The sequence below is a fragment of the Lamprobacter modestohalophilus genome, assembly GCF_016583905.1.
GTDB classification, from domain to species: Bacteria; Pseudomonadota; Gammaproteobacteria; order Chromatiales; family Chromatiaceae; genus Lamprobacter; species Lamprobacter modestohalophilus.
Genome location: NZ_NRRY01000047.1, coordinates 1 through 20601 on the forward strand (window position 1 = coordinate 1; position 20601 = coordinate 20601).

Annotated in this window: 22 protein-coding genes; 13 read left to right on the forward strand and 9 right to left on the reverse strand. The window is 62.7% G+C overall.

Annotated features, from left to right (window positions below):
* Positions 1 to 448: 448 nt before the first annotated feature.
* From CKO42_RS20275 to CKO42_RS20290, 4 genes are all read left to right on the forward strand, one after another.
* The gene (locus tag CKO42_RS20275) at positions 449 to 1378 is read left to right on the forward strand and encodes a hypothetical protein (protein ID WP_200248044.1); all 930 of its coding nucleotides are present in this window, start codon (positions 449 to 451) and stop codon (positions 1376 to 1378) included.
* Between the two features lie 55 nt (positions 1379 to 1433).
* On the forward strand, positions 1434 to 2585 hold the full coding sequence (locus CKO42_RS20280; protein WP_200248046.1) for an RNA ligase RtcB family protein: 1152 nt from the start codon (positions 1434 to 1436) through the stop codon (positions 2583 to 2585).
* Positions 2582 to 3217 (forward strand): peptide chain release factor H, encoded by a 636-nt coding sequence (gene prfH, locus CKO42_RS20285; protein WP_200248048.1) that lies wholly within the window; start codon positions 2582 to 2584, stop codon positions 3215 to 3217. Before CKO42_RS20280 ends, prfH begins: the two co-directional genes overlap by 4 nt.
* Positions 3218 to 3308: 91 nt before the next feature.
* A complete protein-coding gene (locus CKO42_RS20290) occupies positions 3309 to 3947 on the forward strand; it encodes a hypothetical protein (protein ID WP_200248050.1) in 639 nt (212 codons plus the stop codon).
* Between the two features lie 143 nt (positions 3948 to 4090).
* Here CKO42_RS20290 and CKO42_RS20295 read toward each other — a convergent pair whose 3' ends face one another.
* A complete protein-coding gene (locus tag CKO42_RS20295) occupies positions 4091 to 6232 on the reverse strand; it encodes a DUF262 domain-containing protein (protein ID WP_200248052.1) in 2142 nt (713 codons plus the stop codon).
* A 403-nt stretch (positions 6233 to 6635) separates the two neighbouring features.
* On the opposite strand from CKO42_RS20295, the gene CKO42_RS20300 reads away from it, so the two are divergent.
* Together CKO42_RS20300 and CKO42_RS20305 are read left to right on the forward strand one after the other, a co-directional pair.
* Positions 6636 to 6800: a hypothetical protein gene (locus CKO42_RS20300; protein ID WP_200248054.1), complete on the forward strand. Its 165-nt coding sequence runs from the start codon at positions 6636 to 6638 to the stop codon at positions 6798 to 6800.
* Positions 6797 to 7633, forward strand: a complete 837-nt coding sequence (locus tag CKO42_RS20305; protein WP_200248056.1) for a PP2C family protein-serine/threonine phosphatase — start codon at positions 6797 to 6799, stop codon at positions 7631 to 7633. The genes CKO42_RS20300 and CKO42_RS20305 overlap by 4 nt, the downstream gene beginning before the upstream one ends.
* On the opposite strand, the gene CKO42_RS20310 is transcribed toward CKO42_RS20305, so the two are convergent.
* The 4 genes from CKO42_RS20310 to CKO42_RS20325 all read right to left on the reverse strand — a co-directional run bounded on the left by CKO42_RS20310 (position 7585) and on the right by CKO42_RS20325 (position 12146).
* On the reverse strand, positions 7585 to 8583 hold the full coding sequence (locus CKO42_RS20310; protein WP_200248058.1) for a hypothetical protein: 999 nt from the start codon (positions 8581 to 8583) through the stop codon (positions 7585 to 7587). The genes CKO42_RS20305 and CKO42_RS20310 overlap by 49 nt on opposite strands.
* 80 nt (positions 8584 to 8663) lie before the next feature.
* Complete coding sequence (locus CKO42_RS20315) at positions 8664 to 9152, reverse strand: hypothetical protein (RefSeq protein ID WP_200248060.1); 489 nt, start codon at positions 9150 to 9152, stop codon at positions 8664 to 8666.
* Between the two features lie 195 nt (positions 9153 to 9347).
* Positions 9348 to 9788, reverse strand: coding sequence for a hypothetical protein (locus CKO42_RS20320; protein WP_200248062.1), 441 nt, complete (start codon positions 9786 to 9788; stop codon positions 9348 to 9350).
* 108 nt (positions 9789 to 9896) lie between these two features.
* The gene (locus tag CKO42_RS20325) at positions 9897 to 12146 is read right to left on the reverse strand and encodes an AAA family ATPase (RefSeq protein ID WP_200248064.1); all 2250 of its coding nucleotides are present in this window, start codon (positions 12144 to 12146) and stop codon (positions 9897 to 9899) included.
* 100 nt (positions 12147 to 12246) lie between these two features.
* Between CKO42_RS20325 and CKO42_RS20330 the strand changes: the two genes are divergently transcribed.
* From CKO42_RS20330 to CKO42_RS20345, 4 genes are all read left to right on the forward strand, one after another.
* Entirely contained in the window at positions 12247 to 12633 is a 387-nt protein-coding gene (locus tag CKO42_RS20330) for a hypothetical protein (protein WP_200248066.1), read from the forward strand.
* A 43-nt stretch (positions 12634 to 12676) separates the two neighbouring features.
* Positions 12677 to 13216 carry a LexA family protein gene (locus CKO42_RS20335; RefSeq protein WP_200248068.1) on the forward strand — a complete coding sequence of 180 codons (540 nt, stop codon included), beginning with the start codon at positions 12677 to 12679 and terminating at the stop codon, positions 13214 to 13216.
* 15 nt (positions 13217 to 13231) lie between these two features.
* Entirely contained in the window at positions 13232 to 14509 is a 1278-nt protein-coding gene (locus CKO42_RS20340) for a Y-family DNA polymerase (RefSeq protein WP_200248070.1), read from the forward strand.
* Positions 14510 to 14634: 125 nt separating this feature from the next.
* On the forward strand, positions 14635 to 15009 hold the full coding sequence (locus CKO42_RS20345; RefSeq protein WP_200248072.1) for a hypothetical protein: 375 nt from the start codon (positions 14635 to 14637) through the stop codon (positions 15007 to 15009).
* A gap of 44 nt (positions 15010 to 15053) precedes the next feature.
* Here the strand turns inward: CKO42_RS20345 and CKO42_RS20350 are convergent, their stop codons facing one another.
* The gene (locus CKO42_RS20350; RefSeq protein ID WP_200248074.1) at positions 15054 to 16013 is read right to left on the reverse strand and encodes an MBL fold metallo-hydrolase; all 960 of its coding nucleotides are present in this window, start codon (positions 16011 to 16013) and stop codon (positions 15054 to 15056) included.
* A gap of 102 nt (positions 16014 to 16115) precedes the next feature.
* Positions 16116 to 16622, reverse strand: coding sequence for a hypothetical protein (locus tag CKO42_RS20355; RefSeq protein WP_200248076.1), 507 nt, complete (start codon positions 16620 to 16622; stop codon positions 16116 to 16118).
* A gap of 161 nt (positions 16623 to 16783) precedes the next feature.
* Between CKO42_RS20355 and CKO42_RS20360 the strand changes: the two genes are divergently transcribed.
* The 3 genes from CKO42_RS20360 (at position 16784) to CKO42_RS20370 (ending at position 18292) form a co-directional block, all read left to right on the forward strand.
* Positions 16784 to 17251, forward strand: a complete 468-nt coding sequence (locus tag CKO42_RS20360) for an MEKHLA domain-containing protein (RefSeq protein ID WP_200248078.1) — start codon at positions 16784 to 16786, stop codon at positions 17249 to 17251.
* A 183-nt stretch (positions 17252 to 17434) separates the two neighbouring features.
* Entirely contained in the window at positions 17435 to 17734 is a 300-nt protein-coding gene (locus CKO42_RS20365) for a hypothetical protein (RefSeq protein ID WP_200248080.1), read from the forward strand.
* 27 nt (positions 17735 to 17761) lie between these two features.
* A complete protein-coding gene (locus CKO42_RS20370) occupies positions 17762 to 18292 on the forward strand; it encodes a fumarylacetoacetate hydrolase (protein ID WP_200248082.1) in 531 nt (176 codons plus the stop codon).
* 351 nt (positions 18293 to 18643) lie between these two features.
* On the opposite strand, the gene CKO42_RS20375 is transcribed toward CKO42_RS20370, so the two are convergent.
* Together CKO42_RS20375 and CKO42_RS20380 are read right to left on the reverse strand one after the other, a co-directional pair.
* Positions 18644 to 19645 carry a radical SAM protein gene (locus CKO42_RS20375; protein WP_200248084.1) on the reverse strand — a complete coding sequence of 334 codons (1002 nt, stop codon included), beginning with the start codon at positions 19643 to 19645 and terminating at the stop codon, positions 18644 to 18646.
* A gap of 36 nt (positions 19646 to 19681) precedes the next feature.
* On the reverse strand, positions 19682 to 20500 hold the full coding sequence (locus CKO42_RS20380) for a TIGR02452 family protein (RefSeq protein WP_242479567.1): 819 nt from the start codon (positions 20498 to 20500) through the stop codon (positions 19682 to 19684).
* Between the last annotated feature and the right edge of the window lie 101 nt (positions 20501 to 20601).

Consider the following 20601-nt stretch of genomic DNA (forward strand, 5'->3'; position numbering starts at 1 on the left):
GGTACATCGCCGCGCTGGAGGACGCCAGTGTTCGACGACAGATCGAACCCTTTGCAAGGCTCCTGGCTGGCCTGGTTGAGATGAGACAACAGGCACCAAGGGCAACGAACTCCTGACCCAGACTGGCGGATCAGCTTTGGCGCTGCGCTCTGACGATGCGTCCCCTGGTGCGACAGGCGCTGTCGCGACCATCTGTCATAGACAGGGTGTGCTGAACCGCGTCGCGCGCGATGGCGTCATTCTTTTCGATGAAAGAGAAGAAGTCTTGAGGATGGTCAGAAGCGGTTAGCCACTTCGGGTCTGTCTCTTGTATCCGGCCTGCTTCGGGCCGATGCCTGACGATCTCCGGTCGGGATGCGACAACCATCGTCGCAAACAAGGATTAGACTGAGCCACATGAATGGGTCTATCGGGATCGACGCGGCATCAAATGGATGGAGGATTGAACATGCAACGACGACGGTTACTCCAGGGCTTCAGTGCCACGCTGCTGAGTCCGCTGCCAGGACTTGCGGCCGTCAACAGCAAGGGCCGGTTGCCACCCTGGTCATCGGGGGCCGAGCCAGACAAGCCAGCCTCGCACTGCGCACTGGGCGATGTGAAGGCCAACGACTGGCTAATGACCTTACGCTCCTGTTGCATCGGTTTGGGTTCAGCGGCAGCGGCGCTGATGCAAGCGATACAGGCGCGCACGGACATGACGCAGGTCGAACTCATGGTCCATCACGCGCCAAACCCCCAGATGCTCACCGACTGGCTACGCAACCAGCCGGCACCGGCGGATTATCTGGTGCTGCTGGTCGATCCCAGCGATCCCCTGGCGGTTGTCGATCTGGCCGCACAGGAGAGGAATTGGCGACCACCACAGTGCGCTTATTGCATCGCGCTGTTGCTCAATGATTCGCTGACAACCTCAGCAGCACCGCGGGAGACCCACTGGCGCGCCGCGCTCCAGGAACACTTCGATGCCGTCATCGACTTGGCGCCGCGCTCAAGCGCCTACCAGCGTCTGGCGGCACAGATACTCATCGATGGCACGCTCTTGTTCTCCACCGCATCTGTCGGCTACGACCCTGGCGATGTGCGGACAGTACTGCGTCTTGACCGCTCGCATCAGACTGCAGCGACGACCTGGAGCCGACTGGATCAGCGTGATGCGGCCCTGCAGCGGTTGGGCAGCCGGTATCGTTCCTCGCCGTCCAAGGGGCTGCTGGGCTTTGTGCATGCCGGCCCTGGATTCACCATCCACGATTACGACGCACTCGGCGAACAGCTTCCCGCGCGCCTAGCCTTGCCTGAGCTAGAGATGATGGTGCTTTCGGTGTTTGTGCACGATGACTGGCCCGCGCAGCGCTGTGTACTGGGCGTGACGCTGTGAGCGTGCCGCTAAACGCACTGCCCGCCAACGTTGTCAGCACCCAAGAGGTTGACGCATGCCTGCCGTCTGTCTGATTGCATCCCCGGAGACCTGGATCGAAGGCGAAGCGCTGCGTCAGTTGGAGCAGACCGCCGCGCTTCCCGGCATGCGTGCAGCGGTTGGCCTGCCCGACCTGCATCCCGGCAAAGGCTATCCGATTGGCGCCGCCTTCCTGGCCGAACTGGTCTACCCGGCCCTGGTCGGTAACGATATCGGTTGCGGCATGGCGCTCTGGCAAACCGATCAGCCCACGCACAAGTTCAAACCAGAGCGCGCCGCCGCACGCCTGACCGGCCTGGAAGGCCCTTGGGACGGTGACCTCGAGCACTGGCGACGCGCGCAGGGACTCGCGTCGACGGCCTTCGACAGCGCGCTCGGCACCATCGGCGGTGGCAATCATTTCGCCGAAGTGCAAGCAGTCGAGGAGATTCTCGACAGTGACACCTTCGCGGCGCTGGAGTTGGATAAAGACCGACTGCTCCTGCTGATCCACAGCGGTTCGCGCGGATTGGGCGAGTCGGTCCTGCGGGCGGTGATCGACACTCAGGGGCATCGCGGGTTGGAGCCGGATTCCGCCCCGGCCCGCGCGTATCTCAAGCAGCACGATCAAGCCCTGCACTGGGCCGACGCCAACCGCCGACTGATCGCCACGCGCCTCCTCGACGCCCTGAGCCTGGAGGCCGAGCGGCGGCTCGATGTCTGGCACAACCTGGTGCAGCCGGTCGACTGGGCGGGCGAACGGCTCTGGCTGCATCGCAAGGGAGCGGCGCCGGCGGATCGCGGACCGATCGTGATCCCTGGCTCCCGCGGCACGCTGTCCTATCTGGTCCAGCCCGGCACCAACAACGACGTCAGCCTGCGTTCACTCGCCCATGGCGCCGGGCGCAAATGGAAGCGCGGTGAAGCGCGCGGACGACTGAGCGCCCGCCAGCGTCCGGAGGATCTAAAGAAGACCGCGCTTGGCGGCCAGGTGATCTGCGAGGACAAAGAGCTGCTCTACGACGAAGCGCCCGAGGCCTACAAGGGCGTCGACCGCGTAGTGGCCGATCTGGTCGACGCTGGACTCTGCCGCATCATCGCCACCCTGCGCCCGGTGCTGACCTATAAGGTCCGCCTCCCGGCCCACAAACAGCCAGGCGTCCGCAAGCCCAAGCGGGGTCGTCGATGAGTGACGCGACCCTCTGGCTGCAGCTCTCCGCCGGGCGCTGTCCGGCTGAATGCGAGTGGGTGGTCGGGCGTCTGGCACCGATCCTGATCCGCGATCTGATGGCACAGAAACTGGCCGTCAACGAGATTGCTCGAACGCCGGGCGCGCATGGCGGCGATGCGCGCTCCATCCTGCTGAGGGTCAGCGGTGCGGATGCCGAGCGTCATGTCGCCTCCTGGCTGGGCACCATTCAATGGACCGGTGCCAGTCCCTATCGACCGCGTCATCCTCGCAAGAACTGGTTCGTCAGCATCGCCGCCTTTGCGGAACCGGCCGCCGACCGCTGGGATGACAGCGCCGTGCGCATCGAGACCCTGCGGGCGAGCGGCCCTGGTGGGCAGCATGTCAATAAGACTGAAAGCGCCGTGCGCGTCACCCATCTGCCGACGGGTCTCAGCGCGATGGCGCAGGAAGAACGCTCGCAACATCTCAATCGCCGGCTCGCCCTCGCGCGGCTGGCAGAGCAATTCGATGCCCGCGCTGCGACCCAGACCCGTGCCGCTGACACGGCTCGCTGGCGGCAGCATACCCGTCTGATTCGTGGCAATCCGGTGCGGGTCTATCGGGGAGCGGACTGGCGGCGCGAGCGGTGAAAGGGCAATCCCTCTACTCTCTAGCGACATCTTCTGTCGCACAGCGTTGCTAAGCTCGTCCAGACTCATCATCCAGGCCTGGAGATCACCGATGACACCCAAACAGCGTGAAGCCCTAGCGGACTTCCAATATCGGATCGGCGACGCGGCTGACGCGCTGGAACGGCTGCGTCGAAAAGCGGACCATATGAAGTCACTCTTCCCCGCCCAGCAGACGGCGGACGACGACTTCAGCCCGGAGGACATCGACCGCCTCGTGCGACTGAATGACCGTCTGGGATACCTGCAAGCGTACCTCCACCGGGTCGATCAAGCGGTCTGCGCCCAAATGTGCGCTCGGATCGCCGATCCGGGTGACCCCCTTGACGACTTTGAAATCGATGTCACGCTCTCGTTCATGCTGCGCGAGGACGATCCTGAGATCGATGAGGACAGCGACAATTTTCTGACCGTGCGCCATACGTCCATGAAAGGCAATGACACGGACGCTCCGAGGCTGGACAAGGATTTTCGCGAGACCATTCGCCGCTTTCCGGGACCGTTGGATACGATCCCGCATTGTTGGCTGTTCCACGATCTTTACGATCATAGCTATGGTCTGAGCCAACCGGCCTTGAGCCTCAGCGACTGTCTCCGCATCGGGCGGATTTGGGTGGACATCGGCGTGCGCCATCAGTCGACGCTCGACATTGACAGCGGAGAATGGCAACAACCGGAAGCGTTATCCTGAATAGATGCGCAACATGACTCCAGCCAGACGGGGCATTCGCCCCGCCCGGAATGATTTGAACCGTACCGTTCTGCCATCAAAATGTGTGGGACGGGGTGAATGCTCGTCCATTTGGCGTAAATCTCCGCCTACGGAATCATTTGTCAACAAAACCGCCGTAAAGCAAATGCCGCTAATTCTGCACAGCGCAGCTCGATGTACTCCTTGAAGACGGGATTGGGGCCTGCGCCCAGACCTTGTAAACCCTGTCCAAGCTGCTCGATTTGCTTGAGTTCAGAGGCATTCGGCGCATGAGCACACAGCCCGCCAACATAGTGGTTCGCTTTGATGTCAGGGTGGTCGTTGCCTACCGATTCGTTGCAGCGTTTCCAAAGTAGAGCCTTATTGCCGATTCTCTGCAATAGGTTGAGTTGAAAGTCCGTCTCGTCTTTGAAACCCCATTGATTGAAGGTTTGCCCGGATTTAGCAATGGTGTCCTTCCAGGCTTCGGGCAATACATGCTCCAGCTCTAAAGGTGGTCGCCCAGGATGGCGTGGAATTGGTTGCCCTTTGACCTGCTCAATGAGCGAGCGCTCCCATTCCCACAGCAGGTGGCGTTCTGAACTGGATGCATTACGATAGCATAGATTATCGATATAATACTGGTCATAGGGCGCACCATAATTACAAAACGCATACCATCTAGTGATTTCGGTCGTGACGTTTGACGTTTTTAAAAAAGTCATAGCACAGGAATTGGTAAACCCGACCCGTGGATTTGAGTTTGCTTTCCATGCCAGCAATGCAATGCGCTCCACTGCTTCGAGGATGGATTTATTCGCAGTTACTAGGTATCCACTGTTTTTGGGATTGCCGCATCTGATGGGTAAATGAGCGTCAATACGTTGACGATAGTTTTCCAGTGGCAAGTTGCCGGCTTTTTCATTTAGCAGATCGCAGATCGGTTGGATTAATTTCGGATTAACAGCGACCGGGAAAGGATGTCGGTCATGCCATTCGAGACCAGCGAATTGCTGGCGGAATCTCAGCAAAAGCGCCAGAAGATGCGGTGGTAGTCCAAGTCGAATCAAGACTGCAAAGTAGTCTTCATGTAGTGTCGATGTTACCGGATAGTGAATCGACGGCGCTAGCGCCGATGGCAAAGCTGGGTCCAGATAGGCCGTACATAGATGATCCAGTTGATCCCGCAACTCTTCGGCTGCCTGAATCCAATCAGAAATGCTTAGAGGGGATGGTTGCTCCAAGAACCAACTATAGACTTTACCGGCACCGTACCACAGTTCATGCTGGGGATTTTGCATGTCCAGCCAGTGATATAGAAGTTGACATAGCATATCCTCAGCTTCTTCCAGTGTTTTTGCCAGCTTGGCGTGGACACACCGATCAGCGGTCCGGTACAGATCCCCAAAGACACTATGAATCTTGACGATGAGAGGCAGAGCTTGTCTGGCCATGATCGCCCGTTCCAGCCAAAAAGCTTTAATGCGCTCCAGATGACTTAGGGGCTTGCCCCGATCATTGAGTGTAATGAAAGAAGTCAGGGCATAATCTGTGCCGAGTTCCGTCAAACCCATTCTGACCATGGGGTGTGTGACGAGCGTTGGGATGGATGATACGGTATGAGGAGGGAGGAAGAATTCATTTAGCAGCAAGGCCACTGCCTTCTTTAGACGTTCCTGCGCGGGGCTATTAGGTGTGGTGATCAATCCGTTGATATGGCCTTCAATAACAGTTGCTGTCACAGTGCCAGGTCTTTGCCCGTGAAGCCAGTCGATCATCGCAGCAAAAAAGACATGATCTGTCGCAGTGCCAAGAATAATTCTGGGTAAGTAGGCTCCATTGGGTAGCATGAGTTGGAAAAGATTTGGATAGGGCGCCGGCAATACCGGCGAGGGCGCCAATAGCTCCTGCAAGATCGACAACAGATAGAGAGTCACCAGTCGCTGCTGGCCATCGACGACAGCATAGAGTTGACGGATGTTACCAATTCGGTAATGCTCAAGAGCCGTGTCCAATGCCGGATGCTCGGTATCGAGCAGAGGAAATTGGGCACTATGTCCATCTGCACTATGTCCTTTTTTGACCTCGACGACATGCGCTTGGGCGAAATAGTGCTGGGGAACGCTCATCACTTCCGCATGAGCGAGATCCTGACGTAAATCCCGGATCTGTTTTTCCTCCCAAGCATAAGGGCGCTGAAAGGTTGGGATAACAAAGACCGTCTGCGCGTCGGCGAGAATGTCTCTGACACTTGGCAGATCATGAAAAAAAGTTGTTTTCAGCATTAAATTGACGCCCTATCTTGAATATCCGAGAAGTTTACTCTGTGATTCTGCATGCTTGCTCTCAAACAGCTGGGTGTTGGGTGCGGACAACGAATTCTTGGCTGTGCCAGTGTACGACATCTAAAACCGCGATACCGGACTGGTCTTCAATTTAAACGTAAACGCAGCGGGTGATAGGTAAACCATCGCCATCAATTTCAATGACTGGGAGGCGGAGACCACAGACTCCACACGATAGAACACCCGCACCAGGTTCGTCTTCCGCACGCGCGTTTGAGGCATCATCATCTCCGATGAGGTCTTAACTCCGCCCCATTCTCCGGTTGTTTACGACAGAGACTGTCGCATTAATCCTGCACACTTCATCCGGCACACTGCACACCCTGCGTGAAGGAGGTCACCGATGACAGTCCGATCTGTTTGGCACCCTTGGTTGGGCCTGTTGATGCTGCTCCCGCTGGCCGGTGTCGTGGACACGCGACTGCACCCGCAACCGCTGGCGAAGGTCGGTCCCTATCCAAGCGGCTATACCACCAGCGGCGCTGACTGCCTGCGGATTCGCCCATGACCGACGCAATCCAGGTGGCCGTGACCCAGCACCGGGGACGGGTAGCGCGGAGCCAGCAGGATGCCATGCTGGTGGGACAGGACATCGTTCAATCCCCGGATTGGCCGATCACCGACAGCATCCTGAGTCGATCCGGCGGTCTGTGCGCGGTCGCCGATGGGGTGGCGATCAGTCCCGTTCCGCATCGGGCCAGCCGCGCGGTGCTGGAGGCACTGCGGCGTGCCGATCAGGCACCGCCCGAGTGGTGGCAAGACGGCTGGATCGGTCCCCGGCTGATCCGCAGCCAGGTGCATCCCGCGTTGTGCCGCCAGCTGGCAGGGCATCGGCGGACCCACGGTGCCGCCTGCACCCTGGCCCTGCTGCAATGGCGTGATGAACGCTTCAGTGTGATCAATGTGGGCGATTCGCGGGTCTATCGCATCCGTCGCGATGGGGTCTGGCAGCGGCTGTCCAAGGATCACACCTATCGTCAATCCATGATCGAGCGCGGCGAGATTGGCCCGGATCAGTCGGTCGGGCAGCTTTATGACGATCTGGAGCACATGCTGATCGCCGACGAGGCGGAAGACGGCTTCGCCGTCCATTGGCAGCAGGGCGACTGCATGCCGGGAGACACCTGGATGCTGTGTACCGACGGCGTTCATGACACCCTCGGCGAGGCCCAATTGATGGGGCTCTATCACGCGAAGCTGTCCGTGACGGAGCAGGTCAGCCGTTACCGGGAGGCCGTGCTCTCTGCTGGTGCGCCGGATAATCTCTCATTGATGATGTTGCGAGGTCGCGCTCAGTCGCTGAACAGCGTCAGGCTCAGCAACCGCTCACCGTCGGCATAGCGGTCATCCAAGGAAGGCGCATGCAGGAACGTGATCGGATCACCTGTCCACTGATGCAACGCTTCGACGATCGCGTCGAACTCTCGGAGGCTGTAATCCAGGCCGCTGGTGACCCAAACCATCGCACCGGTCGGTCTGATTGACGGCAGGTTGGCGAAGGCGCGCGCAAGGGCTACCGTGACGTCATCGGGCGCTCGCAGATGCACCGCCGTGGTCCAAGCGCGGGAGCCGGAAGCAATTAGGGTGCAGATATCGGCCAGATCGACACCGATCAGCGCGATCTGCTGGAACAGCAGACAGGGTAGCAAGGCGCGGACAAGGGTGGTCGTCTCCAGGCCGCCGTCGCCGGCGCGGATATCGATCACCGTCAGTGCCAGCTCGCTCCGCCAAGAGGGATCGAAGCCCGCGTCTTCGGCCTCGAGCACCAATGCCGCCTTCAGATCGATGTCTGCCTCCTGAAGGTATCGCGCCCAGACGTGCGCATCCTCAAGCGCGGCCGGATCATCGGGATCGATCAGTAGCACCACGGCGGCGGTCTTTTGGAGACGTTGGGCCAGCCAGTTCGGCGCCTGCTGGTGTCGCTGGTTACCGGTGCGGTAGAGGCCGGCGTCGAGCGGGAGGTTGCCGGCGGTGTGGATGGCATCGAGTACATACTCGGCGCGCGCTCCCAATCCAATCAGCAGCGGATAGCAATGGTAGTCACCCAGTTCCCACGCAAGACCGAACTCGACAGCGTCGTCGCTACGCTCGGCCGCTGAGGCTGCCATGGACGCCTGCAGGGTGTGCTGCTCGGCTCCGACCTCGGCCAAGACCTCGGGTAATCGCTCAACAACAGGCGTGAGCGTTTGCACGGAGGCATTCGAGTTGCTGACCTTTGCGAGGGCCAGCTGCTCGCCAAGCCCGAGTACGCCGGCGGCGCCGATGGATTGGATAAAGGTGCGTCGTTTCATCGTTTAGGTGATTCCTCGCCCGTGCATGTTGGGGCAACACGAGTTGGCTCTTGCGCCCGGGAGTCGCCCCGGCATTTGGCTCAACGCAGGTTGTAGAGGTACAGCAGCGCCGCCCATCCGCTCGGCATCAAGCAGGGCGGGTACTCCAATTCGCGGCCATACTTGACGGCCATCTCCAGAAAATAGTGAGCGTGAAAATACGCCTCCAGCATGTGACGCGTCGCTTTGGCCCGACGTTCGGGCTGTCTTCGTTCAGGCTCGAGCCCTGTGCCTTGTTGGAGGATTTCAACGAACTCTGGATTCAATGGGCGATCCGGCATCTGCTGCTGCAAGAGCGGGGCTATTTCCTCGGTGAGGCTCTGTATCATGTAGACCTTGCGGCTCCCATGATAAAAACGGTAGATGCAGTCCTCCGCCTCAGGAGGCCCCTCGTCACACTTGGCGAGCATTTTCGACAGTGCGGCCTGATTGCGCTTGAGTGCGTTGAGCAGCGCCTGGGCCTCCGGTCGTTCATCATGCCGTGCAACGAGCTGCTCCAGATCTGCCATACCGGATGTTGATTCGGACATGAGGTGGTCTCCTATCAGTGAGGTCAGCATCGCCCAAGGTTTCACCCGCGGGTGAGTTGCCGCGGATGGCCGGTCGCGTTGCAGCGTTGATGGGCGGTTGGCCGCCCGCGTCAGCTGACTGAACCTTCTGCAGCCACTATTAATAGCATTCTAGTGCGACATCTTGTGTCGTTTGATGCACGCTCGGGTTGAGCTTTAGCGCCCATCATCGTCCGCTACCGACAGCATCAGGCGGTAATGCGGATCGGTCGCGAAGCAGATCTGTTGCTCCTGTAATCCAAAGGACGTGCGCAGCGCCTCAGCGACGATTGGGTCCGGGCGCAGTCCCGCAGCTGAGCGTACGAACAGGGATTCATCCATGTAGACGACGAAGGTCTGCTTCAGCAGGTCGAAGATGACCCGACCGCGCGGCACCTCGTCGTACTCCAGGATGCTCAACAGGGGCCATCTCTTGCGATGTTGAGCGACCAGCCGCGGCCACACCGAGACATGCCCCAGCGGGCTATCGAGCCGCTGACCGCGGCGCTCGGCTTGCGTCAATGGGACCGTGCAAGCCAACAGTTGATCTTTATAGAACCAGAAGATGCCGAGTGTTCCAGCCGCTGGTGTATTCAATTCAGTCGCTCGCTCGAACATTCGCGTGGTCTACCTCGTCGCCTTTAGACCCAAGAAGCTTGCCCGACGCGAGCCAAGAAGACCCAGGGTTGATGAGCCCGTCGCGGCTCATGTTGCAGATGGCATGAGCTAGGCCGCCTCGACCTGTCCCGCACCCTTCAACCGACACTCCACCACCAATCGTCGGAGGAACTGCTCTGGGCCGAGATCTTCAGCCAGCAACGCCCGCTGGCGGCAGACCGTCGCCACATCGCCGGCCGTCAGCGACTCCAACGCATCCAGATGCCGCGCGATTAGGGCCGGCACCTCGGTCTCAGTATCCCCGAACACCTCGCGCGCGAACAACGCCCGCCGCTGCTGGCGATTGAGCGGCCGAAACTGTAGCTTGATCTCGAAGCGCCGCAGTGCCGCTTGATCCAGGCTCGGCATGCGATTGGTTGCGGCAATGAAGATGCCGGGGTAGCGCTCCATCTGCTGCAGCAGCTCGTTGACCTGAGTCCGCTCCCAACTGTGGCGTGCCTGACTGCGATCGGTGAGGAAGCTATCGACCTCATCGAGCAGCAGTACGCTCTGCACCGGATCAGCATCCTGGAACAGCCGTGCCAGGTTCTGCTCGGTCTCCCCGACATAGGCTGAGACCAGCTCGGAGGCCTGCCGCACGATCAACTCGCGATCCAGGGCCTCGGCGAGCACCTCCGCGAACTGGGTCTTGCCGGTTCCGGGCGGGCCGTAGAAGCAGAGGTTGCCTTGACCGCTTCGCTCGAGCGCCTGCAACAGCTGAGCCGGACTCAGCTCGCCCTCCAGGTTCAGGAACGTCGGATCGAAGCGGGTTGCGGGAGTGCGCCGACGCGCGACCGGCGCGCCCTGCAAGAGTCTGCGCTGCGCCGAGATCCCGGCGCGGGTCACTGCATCCGGATCGGCAGCGGTGCGCAGCGTCACCAAGCGTCGCGCCGCACCGAACTGCGCCGGGGTCAGCGCCGCATCGGCCGCGAGATCATCCAACAGCTGCGGCGACACGCCGAGGTGGCCCAACTGCCGTTCGGCCATCTGCCGACGCACCGAGCGCGGCGGCGAGCGAAACCCCAGCGGCAGCAAGAACCGACGCAGGAAGGCTGGGTCCATCGCCTCGGCATCATTGGTGATCCAGATCGCCGGCACCGCATTCTCCTCCAGGATGCGGTTCATCCAGCCCTTCTGCTGGCCGGTGCGCTGTCCGCGCAACAACGCGAGCAGGTTGTCGCTGGACTCGAACGCATCCTCGACCTCATCGAACAGCAACAGCGCATCGGGTCGCCGTTCGAGCAGGCGCTGAGCCAGTAGGTAGGCCGACAGCCGTCCGCGGCGATTGAGGCCATCACCGTCCTCATCGCTGCTGCGCACCTGATAGAGCGCCAAGCCTTGATCCGCAGCCAGTGCCCGGGCGAACTCGGTCTTGCCGGTCCCGGGCGGGCCGTAGAGCAGGGCGTTGACCCCCTGGCTTCGGGTCGCCAAGGCTTGCGCCAGGGTCTCTGAGATCGCACCACTCTCGCTCGCCAGATGCGGAAAATCGGCCAGCGTCCAGTCGGCGGCCGGCGCCGGCTCGATCAGCAGCGCGAGCAACGCCTCGCGGCTGGTGGGCGCCGCGTCCAGCACCGACTTCAGCAGGTCACTCGCGGTGAGGAAATCTTCCAGATCGGCCTCTGGCTCGTAATCCAGTAATCCCAGCCGACGCAAGGGCGCGTTGGTCTTGAGGGCCTCGGCCAGTGTTGGCTCGGGGATCGCGAGCAAGCGACTCAGTCGGGAGCGGTTGATCAGGCTGGTCGCGCGTGCGGAGCAGCGCAGCAGCGTCCGCAGCGGCTCGGAGCGCGCATGGTGATCGAGATAATCGAGCAGCTGCGCCTCGATCGCATTCAGGCCCAACACCTCGGCGAGGAGCTGCACAGTCGGGCTGACCGGCGCCGTGCCGTCGGCGCTTCGCAGGCGGGCCTGGAGCGCGGTGGTGCGCTTCGCGAACAGGCTGCGCAGGAGTCGGTGACCATCCGTATCGTCGAGCTCGAGCGTGTCGGCGGCGAGGGCATCGGCGGTGAAGGCCGCAAGCGTCTCGGGCTCGAGGTCGTCTTCATGTGCGGCGGCCCAGTTGGCCAGCGCTTGCGGCTCGAGCAGCGGCAGTAGCAGACTCAGCAGGGCGGCGCTCTCGACGCGGCGTGAGAATCCACTGCGATCCGCACCGAGCAGGGCGCGCAGTTCGACAGCCAGGCGCGCCAGTCGTCGTGGTGCGGCGGGGATGTCCGCGAAATCGGCGCGCCAGAAGGTCAGGCGGCCAGCGCCTTGTGCTGCCGACTGTGGGCGCGCGGATGCGGTTGAGGAGGATGGGCGTTGGACTCGGGTGCGGCTCGGCATGGTTCGTCTCCGTGGTGTGTTACGGCGATTGAACCAAAGCCGTGCGACAGGAGGTGTCTGACAAGCTGCGGTAGACTCTGATCTGCGAACCGGCTGGGTGATGACTTCAGGCGTCGGTCTCTCTGAGACGGCGACAGCGCTCATCAACTGCGCCGCCGAGCGCGGCGAGCGCCTGCTTGGGGCAAACGTGCATATTCCGTGCGTTCGTGGCCCTATTGTCGATCCGATTGCGCTCGCCGCCGCTGGGCCTGTCGAGCAGGCGCAGGTGGCGATGGTCTGGCTAGCGTGCGGACTTGATTTCCAGATCGCTGAATACGACGCGATGTATAAAGCGCTCGAAGACCTTAAGCTGGATGCTACCCGCATGGTTGGAATGGGGATCAGTCCGCGGATGACGGAAGGTAGTAAGGAATCTGGTGTTGCTGTATGGCTCGCCGCCGCGGCAGGGAGGACCATCACCGCGGCAGGCTGCGGCGCGCTCGGCTAAACTGTCTTTTCACACCCTCACTACGCCGACCTTGAGCCAACCCATGCCTGAGCGTGTCATCCGGTCTCATCCTGCACGTCCCGAGCCAGGCTTAGGCTTCAGTGTCGGTCGCGCGCACGGTGGCGTGTTGTCCACGCCACCGGTTGCGACCACCGCAGAACCCCTCGGCGTCCTGTCTGGCCTCGCCACACGCAGCCATCGACCACTGCCCCGGTTGCGCTGGCCGGTGCAGGCGGGCTTTCCCTCGCCGGCCGAGGACGACCAAGACGCGGCGATCGATCTCAACGAGCTGCTGGCACCGCATCCGGAGGCCTGCTTCCTGCTGCGGGTGCGTGGCTGCTCGATGGTGGACGCCGGTATCGACGACGGCGACCTGCTGCTGGTGGACCGCGCACTCGAGCCCAGCCATGGGCGCATCGTCATCGCGGTGGTGGACGGCGAGTTCACCGTCAAACGCCTGCACCGCCAAGCGCAGGTGGTGCGGCTGGAGGCCGCGCATGCGCAGTATCCGGCCATCGAGCTCAAGGACGGTCAGGAGCTGCAGGTCTGGGGTGTGGTCACGCGTGTGATCAAGAGCGTCTGAGCGACGGCTACCGGCATGCCCGTCGCGCTGGTCGACTGCAACAGCTTCTACGCGTCCTGCGAGCAAGTGTTCCAGCCGCGGCTGCAGGGCAGGGCGGTGGTGGTGCTCTCCAACAATGACGGCTGCGTGGTGGCGCGCTCGCGTGAGGCCAAGGCGCTCGGGATCAAGATGGGCGAGCCCTGGTTCCAGGCCCGGCGACGGCTGCAGGGTCAGGCTGAGGCAGTCACAGCGTTGTCGAGCAACTACGCGCTCTACGCCGACATGAGCAATCGGGTCATGCGCATCCTGGGTCGCTTCAGCCCGCGGCAGGAGGTCTACTCGATCGATGAGAGCTTCCTCGCGCTGGACGGATTGCCGGGGCCGCCCGCGGTCATCGGTGAGCGGATGCGCGCCACCGTGCTGGGCTGGACCGGGCTGCCGGTCTGTGTCGGCATCGGCCCGACCAAGACCCTGGCCAAGCTGGCCAATCATCTCGCCAAGCAGCACCTGGCCTGGGCCGGGGTCTGTGATCTCGAGGCGCTGGAGGCCGGCGAGGTCGAGCGCCTGCTCGCGCCGATCCCGGTGGGCGAGGTCTGGGGTGTCGGCGCCCGCCTGGCTCAACGGCTGGCGCGCCTGGGCATCGACACCGCGCTCGATCTGCGCCGAGCCCCGCCGGCGCAGGTGCGCCGCCACAGTTCGGTGATGCTCGAGCGCACCGCGCTGGAGCTGCGCGGCATCGCCTGCCTTGACCTCGAGATGGTGAGCCCGGATAAGCAGCAGATCCGCTGCTCCCGCACTTTCGGCGCGACGGTCTCGAGCCTCGCGGAGCTGACTGAGGCGATCACCAGCTTCACCAGCCGTGCCGCCGAGAAGCTGCGCGCCCAGCAGGGCGAGGCCGCGGCGATCCTGGTGGAGATCCGCAGCAGTGCCTTTCGCCGTGATGCCGCACCCTATGCCGCCAGCCGGGTCGTACCGCTGGCCGCCCCGACGGCGGACACGCGCGCGCTGGTCGCCGCCGCCCGCGCCGGGCTCAACCGCATTTACAAGCCGGGACCGGCCTACGCGAAGGCCGGGGTCATCCTGCTCGATCTCAGTCGCGCCGCAGAGCGACAGCCGGACCTGTTCGCCGAGCCAACCGCGGATGCGCGCAGCCAGGCGCTAATGGCGACCCTGGATCAGATCAACCGCCGCTTCGGTCGCGGCAGCCTGACGCTGGCGAATGCGCGCCCAGCACCGCGCTGGCGCCGACGCGAGCAGTTCCGCTCGCCGCGCTACACCACGCGCCTCGACGAGCTGCCGGTGGCGCACTGCTGAGGCGGAAACGACCGGCGCGTGGCATCATAGGCCGTTCATCAGACGAGGGTACCCAAAGCAGCGCACGGCGCCTCGACCAGACCCGCCGCACCCGACCCGTGAGCCACGGCTGCTATGCTGAGCGGATGAGCAAGTCCGAACACCCTAACAACCGCCCCCTCCGCTATCCAAAGGCGCGTCTGTCACCGGCGAAAGAGGATCGGCTGCTGATCGAGATCGCGCGCGCCGAGGTCGAGGCCGGCGACATCGCCCCGGTGCTGCAGCAGCTCGAGTTAATGACCGAGACTCGCGAACTGGCCGAGCGCTGGGAAGGCCGGGGCGCGGTGGTCTTCACCGGCTGGGACGCTGATCCGCGCGAGGTCGTCGAGATTCCTGAGGTCCGGCGCTACTTCGCCAGCCTCACCGAGGCCTGGCCCTATTGGCTGCACTTCATCGAGAAGGTCGGCGACCTGATCCTGATCGCACCCCAGGCGACCGCCGCTCAAGCACCTAGATCCTGATTGGGTCATTGGGGCGAAGGGCGGGCGCAAGGCCCGCACTGTGTTCAGAAGGCGTCGGCCTCCACTTCCAGATAGGCCAGGGAAATATGCTTGCCGAGTTCCTCGTCAAAGCCGGCCCAGTCCTGGTAGGCGGTTAGACGTTCGGCGATGGGGTTCTTCATCTCGAAGTCACTCATCCCCTCATCGAATAGCTCAGCCACCGCCTGACGGAGGGTCGCGACGTAGACGAGATTCTCCTCAATGATCTCGGGGCCGCCGGTCGGGCCATGGCCCGGTACCACGACCTCGACCGAAAGCGCCTTGGCGCGCTCCAGCGTGTCGATGAGGCCTGCGAAGGAGGCGTCGTCCAGGCGCACGATGCGCTGGTTGTTGGCGTTGTCGGCGGCAAACAGCACAGCGCGCTCGGGGATCTCGATCATCAGGTCATTGTTGGTATGCGCCTGACCCCAATGGTGGATACGATAGGTGAGCCCACCAAGCTGGAGCTCAGTGTCGCCGCCCACGGCTTGGGTGGGTCCGACCGCCTCAGTGCCGGCGGTTGCGCCCTCGGTGGCTCTCAGCATGAGGTCCAGCCATTGCTCGCCGGCGCCGTCCTCAATGGCCTCGATCATGTTGGGATGGGCATAGATCGGAACATCGGGATAAGCGGCCCGGATCGCCTGGTTGCCCAGCCAATGGTCGCCGTGAACGTGCGTGTTGAGCACCGCGATGATCGGCGAATCGGTCGTCTTGCGCAGCGCGCGTAAGACCATCTCGCCGCTCTGGACGCTCGCGCCTGGGTCGATCACGACCACGCCGGCATCGGTGACCACCCAACCCGGGTTGTTCATGAAGCCCTGATTCTCTGGGGACGGATAGGCGATGGGGCCTTGGATCACGAAGACGCCTGCAGCGACCTCTTGAAACGGATAGTCGGGCACGGGCGGTCCGCGTTCGGCGGCAATGGACAGGCTGGCAAGGGCGAGCAAGGCGAGCGCAAGCAGGCCGAATGGTCTTAGCTTCATCGGGTCGGCTCCAATGGGTGAGATAGTGAATCTGGCACTCTAAAGTGGTGCTTCTCTGTACGGTGCCAGAGGATGCCCGCCGATGCTAGATGAATCGCGTCCTCAGCTCGCCGCCGGCCCGGTCGAAACGGCCTGTAGGCGCCGCTTGCCTTGCAGACGGTCGAGCCAATGCAAGGCGCTCTTGCCTCTGCCCCAGGTGGTCAGGGTGACCCTGCCGTCGGGTTGGATGGTCACCGCTGTTTTCATGCTGCGTCCACGCAGATAGTCGGTCTCGATGCGCAGTCCGTAGCGCCCGAACGAGAGGGCCTGCAGACAATCGGCAACCGTGAACAGGTCCGCGCTGTGAAACTCGATTGCTGAGGTGCCACGCGGCCGGGCATCATGGAACGAGAGTGCAGCCAGGGCGAACAAGAAGCCGAACGCGCCCCATTCAACAAGCTCTTCCGGGTCGGCTTCTTCCTGGTCGTCCTCGAGCATGAGTTCGACGCGTACGAAGAGATTTTCCTGATCCGGCGCGATCTCCGTCTGGGTGTCGAGAACCCGAAACGGAACCAGGGTGCCCGTGTTGAAGAGCTGTTGCTCGGCAGATTGGGTATCGTCGATGGTCATGGGATTCAGTGTCAGGGGTTCTCGGCTTTGTCTTGCGAATCTCGCCAAGGGTTGGATCGGTTAGCGGACCCCTTGAGCCTGAGGATCATGAGGCTCCTGGAATCCGACGATAAGCCACGAGTGCGAGTTACCGCCTGTCAATACTTGATGGAAGCCCCACCATGCCGTCCGAGCCCTCTCCCGACAATGCCTTTCTCGCCGAGCATGTCGCGCTGCTGTGCACGTGTTATCGGCGCCTGAGCGGAGCGGACTTGCTCGTTGCCAAGGCAGACCAGTCGCTGGCCGAGGCACTCTACCAAGCCCCATTCGTGGTGCTCTCGCACGGGACCGAGCGTGATCCGATCTTCAACTACGCCAATCTCACCGCCCAACGGCTGTTCGAGATGACCTGGGCGCAGATCACGTCCCTGCCTTCGCGGTTTTCCGCCGAGCCCTTGAGTCGTGATGAGCGCGCCCGTTTGCTCGCTGCGGTCTCTGAACGGGGCTTCATCGACGATTATCGTGGTGTGCGCGTCTCCTCATCCGGGCGCCGCTTCATGATCGAGCAGGCGACGGTGTGGACGTTGAATGACGCACAGGGGTGCCCAGCGGGGCAGGCCGCGACCTTCGCCAAGTGGGCGATGCTCTAGGCGCCGCTGGCGGGCACCAGGTTGCCGAAAGATCGACGCGTGATGACAGCCGGCATGACAAAGCGTCGACCATTCCGTCTGTATCACGGATCAATCCGCTCGCTCGCGGGCGCAAGCGTCTCACCAGCCGAATGGCCTGTGGCTTAGGACCGAGGGGGTTGGATAGTGAACAGGATCGAATCGATGCTTGAGCGAATCTGGCGACTGATCGCGCTGATGGCTGTCTCCGGCGGGGTGCTGGCAGACTGCCCATCGGAGACCGAGATGGCTGCGCTGGCCGCGCAGATCCGGGCCGGTGAGCCGGTTGAGGTGGATCGCCTCGGTGTCATCAGCGCGGACGATGGTCACTGTGCGCAGAAGCAACTGGTGGCGGCGCTGCGGCCACACTGGGGCGAGCCGGTGGGCTACAAGGTCGGATTGACCAGTGCGGCGGTACAGGCTCGGTTCGGCGTGCATGAGCCGGTCTCGGGCCGACTGTTTTAGGACGGACTGTTTGCGGATGGTGTGCGCTTGTCCGCTCACTGGGGCGTGCATCCACGCATCGAGGCCGATCTCCTGGTCGAGGTGGGCGACCGCGCCATCAATCAAGCGCGGACCGAAGCCGAGGTGCTCGCGCACCTGGCCGTGCTCTACCCCTTCATTGAACTGCCGGATCTCGTGGTGGCCGATCCCGATCGGTTGACCAGAGCGCTGATCTTGGCCATCAATGTTGGCACCCGCTATGGGGTGCTCGGTGCGCCGCTACCGGTCGAGTCGCTTGGGACGACACCTGAGGATCAACTCAACGCACTGGCCGAGATGCAGGTCGAGGCCCGCGATCAGACGGGCCGTATGCTGCTCAGCGCACCCGGACGGACCATCCTTGGGCATCCGCTGAGGTCCGTCCTCTGGCTGTTGGCGCAGGGCGAGCGCTTTCAGCCTGGCGACCTGATCAGCCTCGGCGCATTCGGGCCGCTGTTGACCCCGAAGACAGGGATGACGGTGACGGTCAGCTACCGCGGGTTGCCTGGTGATCCGGCGGTCAGTGTTGGTTTCGAGTAGCAAGAGAGCAGCAAGGCGCCCAGCACAGAACCTGGGTGCGAAGAACCGATTGGGCTCCCGCTTGGTATTTCGCTGTGGCTCAGCCCGTTCGAGACCCCTGTGAGCCACGTCTGTGTGGCTCCATTAACCCGATCATGGGTGGCTCCATTAGGGCGGTCAGCGACATCACCGGCGCGATCTGCGTCATCATGCCGGTTTCGACGCGCCCGGCTCAAATCGCCATGGCCCGAGCGATCCGCCAACCCAGTGCATCCTCACTGGCCACAGGATCGTTGATCCGCTGGGCGTCGGCCTGCCCGAGGGGGCTGGAGCACGCTGTCGGTGCAGAATCTCCATCGACCTGAGCGTCGATCATCCGCGCAGAGGTGCATCGACATGCCGTGCCAATTCCACCGCGAGCGCGCAGGGATGGCACGGCCTTAGGCTGTCATCCCTGATACTTGACCAATGCGCCTCCGCGGCCGACGCCAGGCCGGCTCCACTGAAACAACGGACCACCGGATTGGTCGCAAAAGCGGCCACGATCTCCGTCATCGATTGGGTATGGATATTCCCGAGCCAGCCCGCCCCCACCGCATACAGACAGCTGCGCACACCACCATTCGGCGCCAGATGCAGGAAGACCGGTCGATAGAAACCGCGCAGCCCGCAGTCGGTCTGCTGCAAGCGCTCAAGCGGAGAAGGATCATTCAGCATCCCGCGATCCACAGTGCCGACCGCCGCGCCGATGTCCACACGCTCCATGTCGCTGATCGCCATCATGCGCAGTTCGGTCCTGGTCTCCTCGGCAAGTCTGCCCAGCATCACGTCGATCTGCTCCGATGACAGTCCCGTGAAGATCAGCTCATAGGACTGCTGCAGACGCTCGCACAGTCGCACGATGGTGACCGTGCTCGACCACAACGCGGGATAGCGCACGAAGCGCTCATCCATACTGAGCGCGAGGATGGCCACGCCCATCGACTGTAGCCACAGAATCAGCTCCTCAGCCGTTGCAAAACCCTGTTCGCCGATCCTGAACTGACGTGCCCGTCCCCACCAGCCATTGGTGTTGAGACGTACCGGAACTCCGAGAGCTCGTGTCGTCTCCAGCAGCGTCGGCACGGGACTGCCGGCACGCAGGATCTCACCGCCGGTCAGATTGATCCCCACACGGATCAGCCCGAGGTCGAGCGCTTCGCGCAAGGCGCGCTGGATCGGTCCAGGATCGGCCCAGGCCGTCTCACCACGGGCACGGTGATCGGCTTGCAGACAATGCGGGCAGTCGAGCTGGCAACCGTAGGTCAGCTCGACATTGATCCCCTGGACGAACCGCAGTGAGGGTCGTTTGTCACGGGTGGCTGTGATGCGCATTCGCCTCCAAGTCCAGATGCACAAGGGAAGCCTTGCTCATGGTCCCGATGCCACGGGCCGTCCGCTCAGTGCGGTTGTGGCGCCGGCATCGGCAAAGACCTCCCGAAATGGCCCCAGGAACGCGCGCTCCGCAGACCAATCGGCAATGGCGAACACCACCTGCCGGAAGGCGCCACTGAACGGACCCGACAAGGCCGCATGGATATCCTCGGCCGTGCGCATGGGATCGTTCTCGAACGCGCCACAGCCCCAGGCACCGAGTACCAGGGTGTCGTAGCCGAACGCCCGTGCGATGGCCAGCACGCGTGTGATGCGCGCCTGCAGCAGATCCCCAGCGAGTGGCTGCCCGAGCGCCGGGGCATAGGGCGCGGCACAGGTCAGCACACTCAGCGGCCAGGGCGCCTCGAGCGCGGTGCCCTCATCAGTGCGGAACACCGGCACCTCGGGCGAGAGAATGGCCCAATCAGTCGAGTCCGGCTGAGGACGCCTGGCATGATGCGCATACATCGGATCGCCCCGCAGCGTTGCGTACAACGCGCTTGAGCGGCACAGGACTTCTTCCTGAGCCCGGGCACCTTGCAGGAAGCCACCGCCTGGATTGACACCATTGGCGAAGTTCAGCGCGAGCACGGCGTCGCCGTCTGCAACCCGCCAACGCGCCGCCATCAGTGTCGTTTCGTTGACGACCTGGACGTCGGTACTTGGATGACGACTGCAAGCGGGTGAGGGGAGAGCCGCGTTCGGTGGCAAGCTGCAGCGAGCCGCGACCGCGTCTCTGACCGCCTGCTCCCAGTCGACTGGCTCACCGGAGGGTCCAGGGTAGCGGCCCTGCTCAATGGCTGCGAGCGCGCTCATGCCCAGGGCGCGGGTGTGGTGATGATGAAGCGCCAAGGCGGACCGGCAGCGCTCGGCATGAGCGGGTGAATCCTGACAGGGGAGGATGCGCAATCGAACGG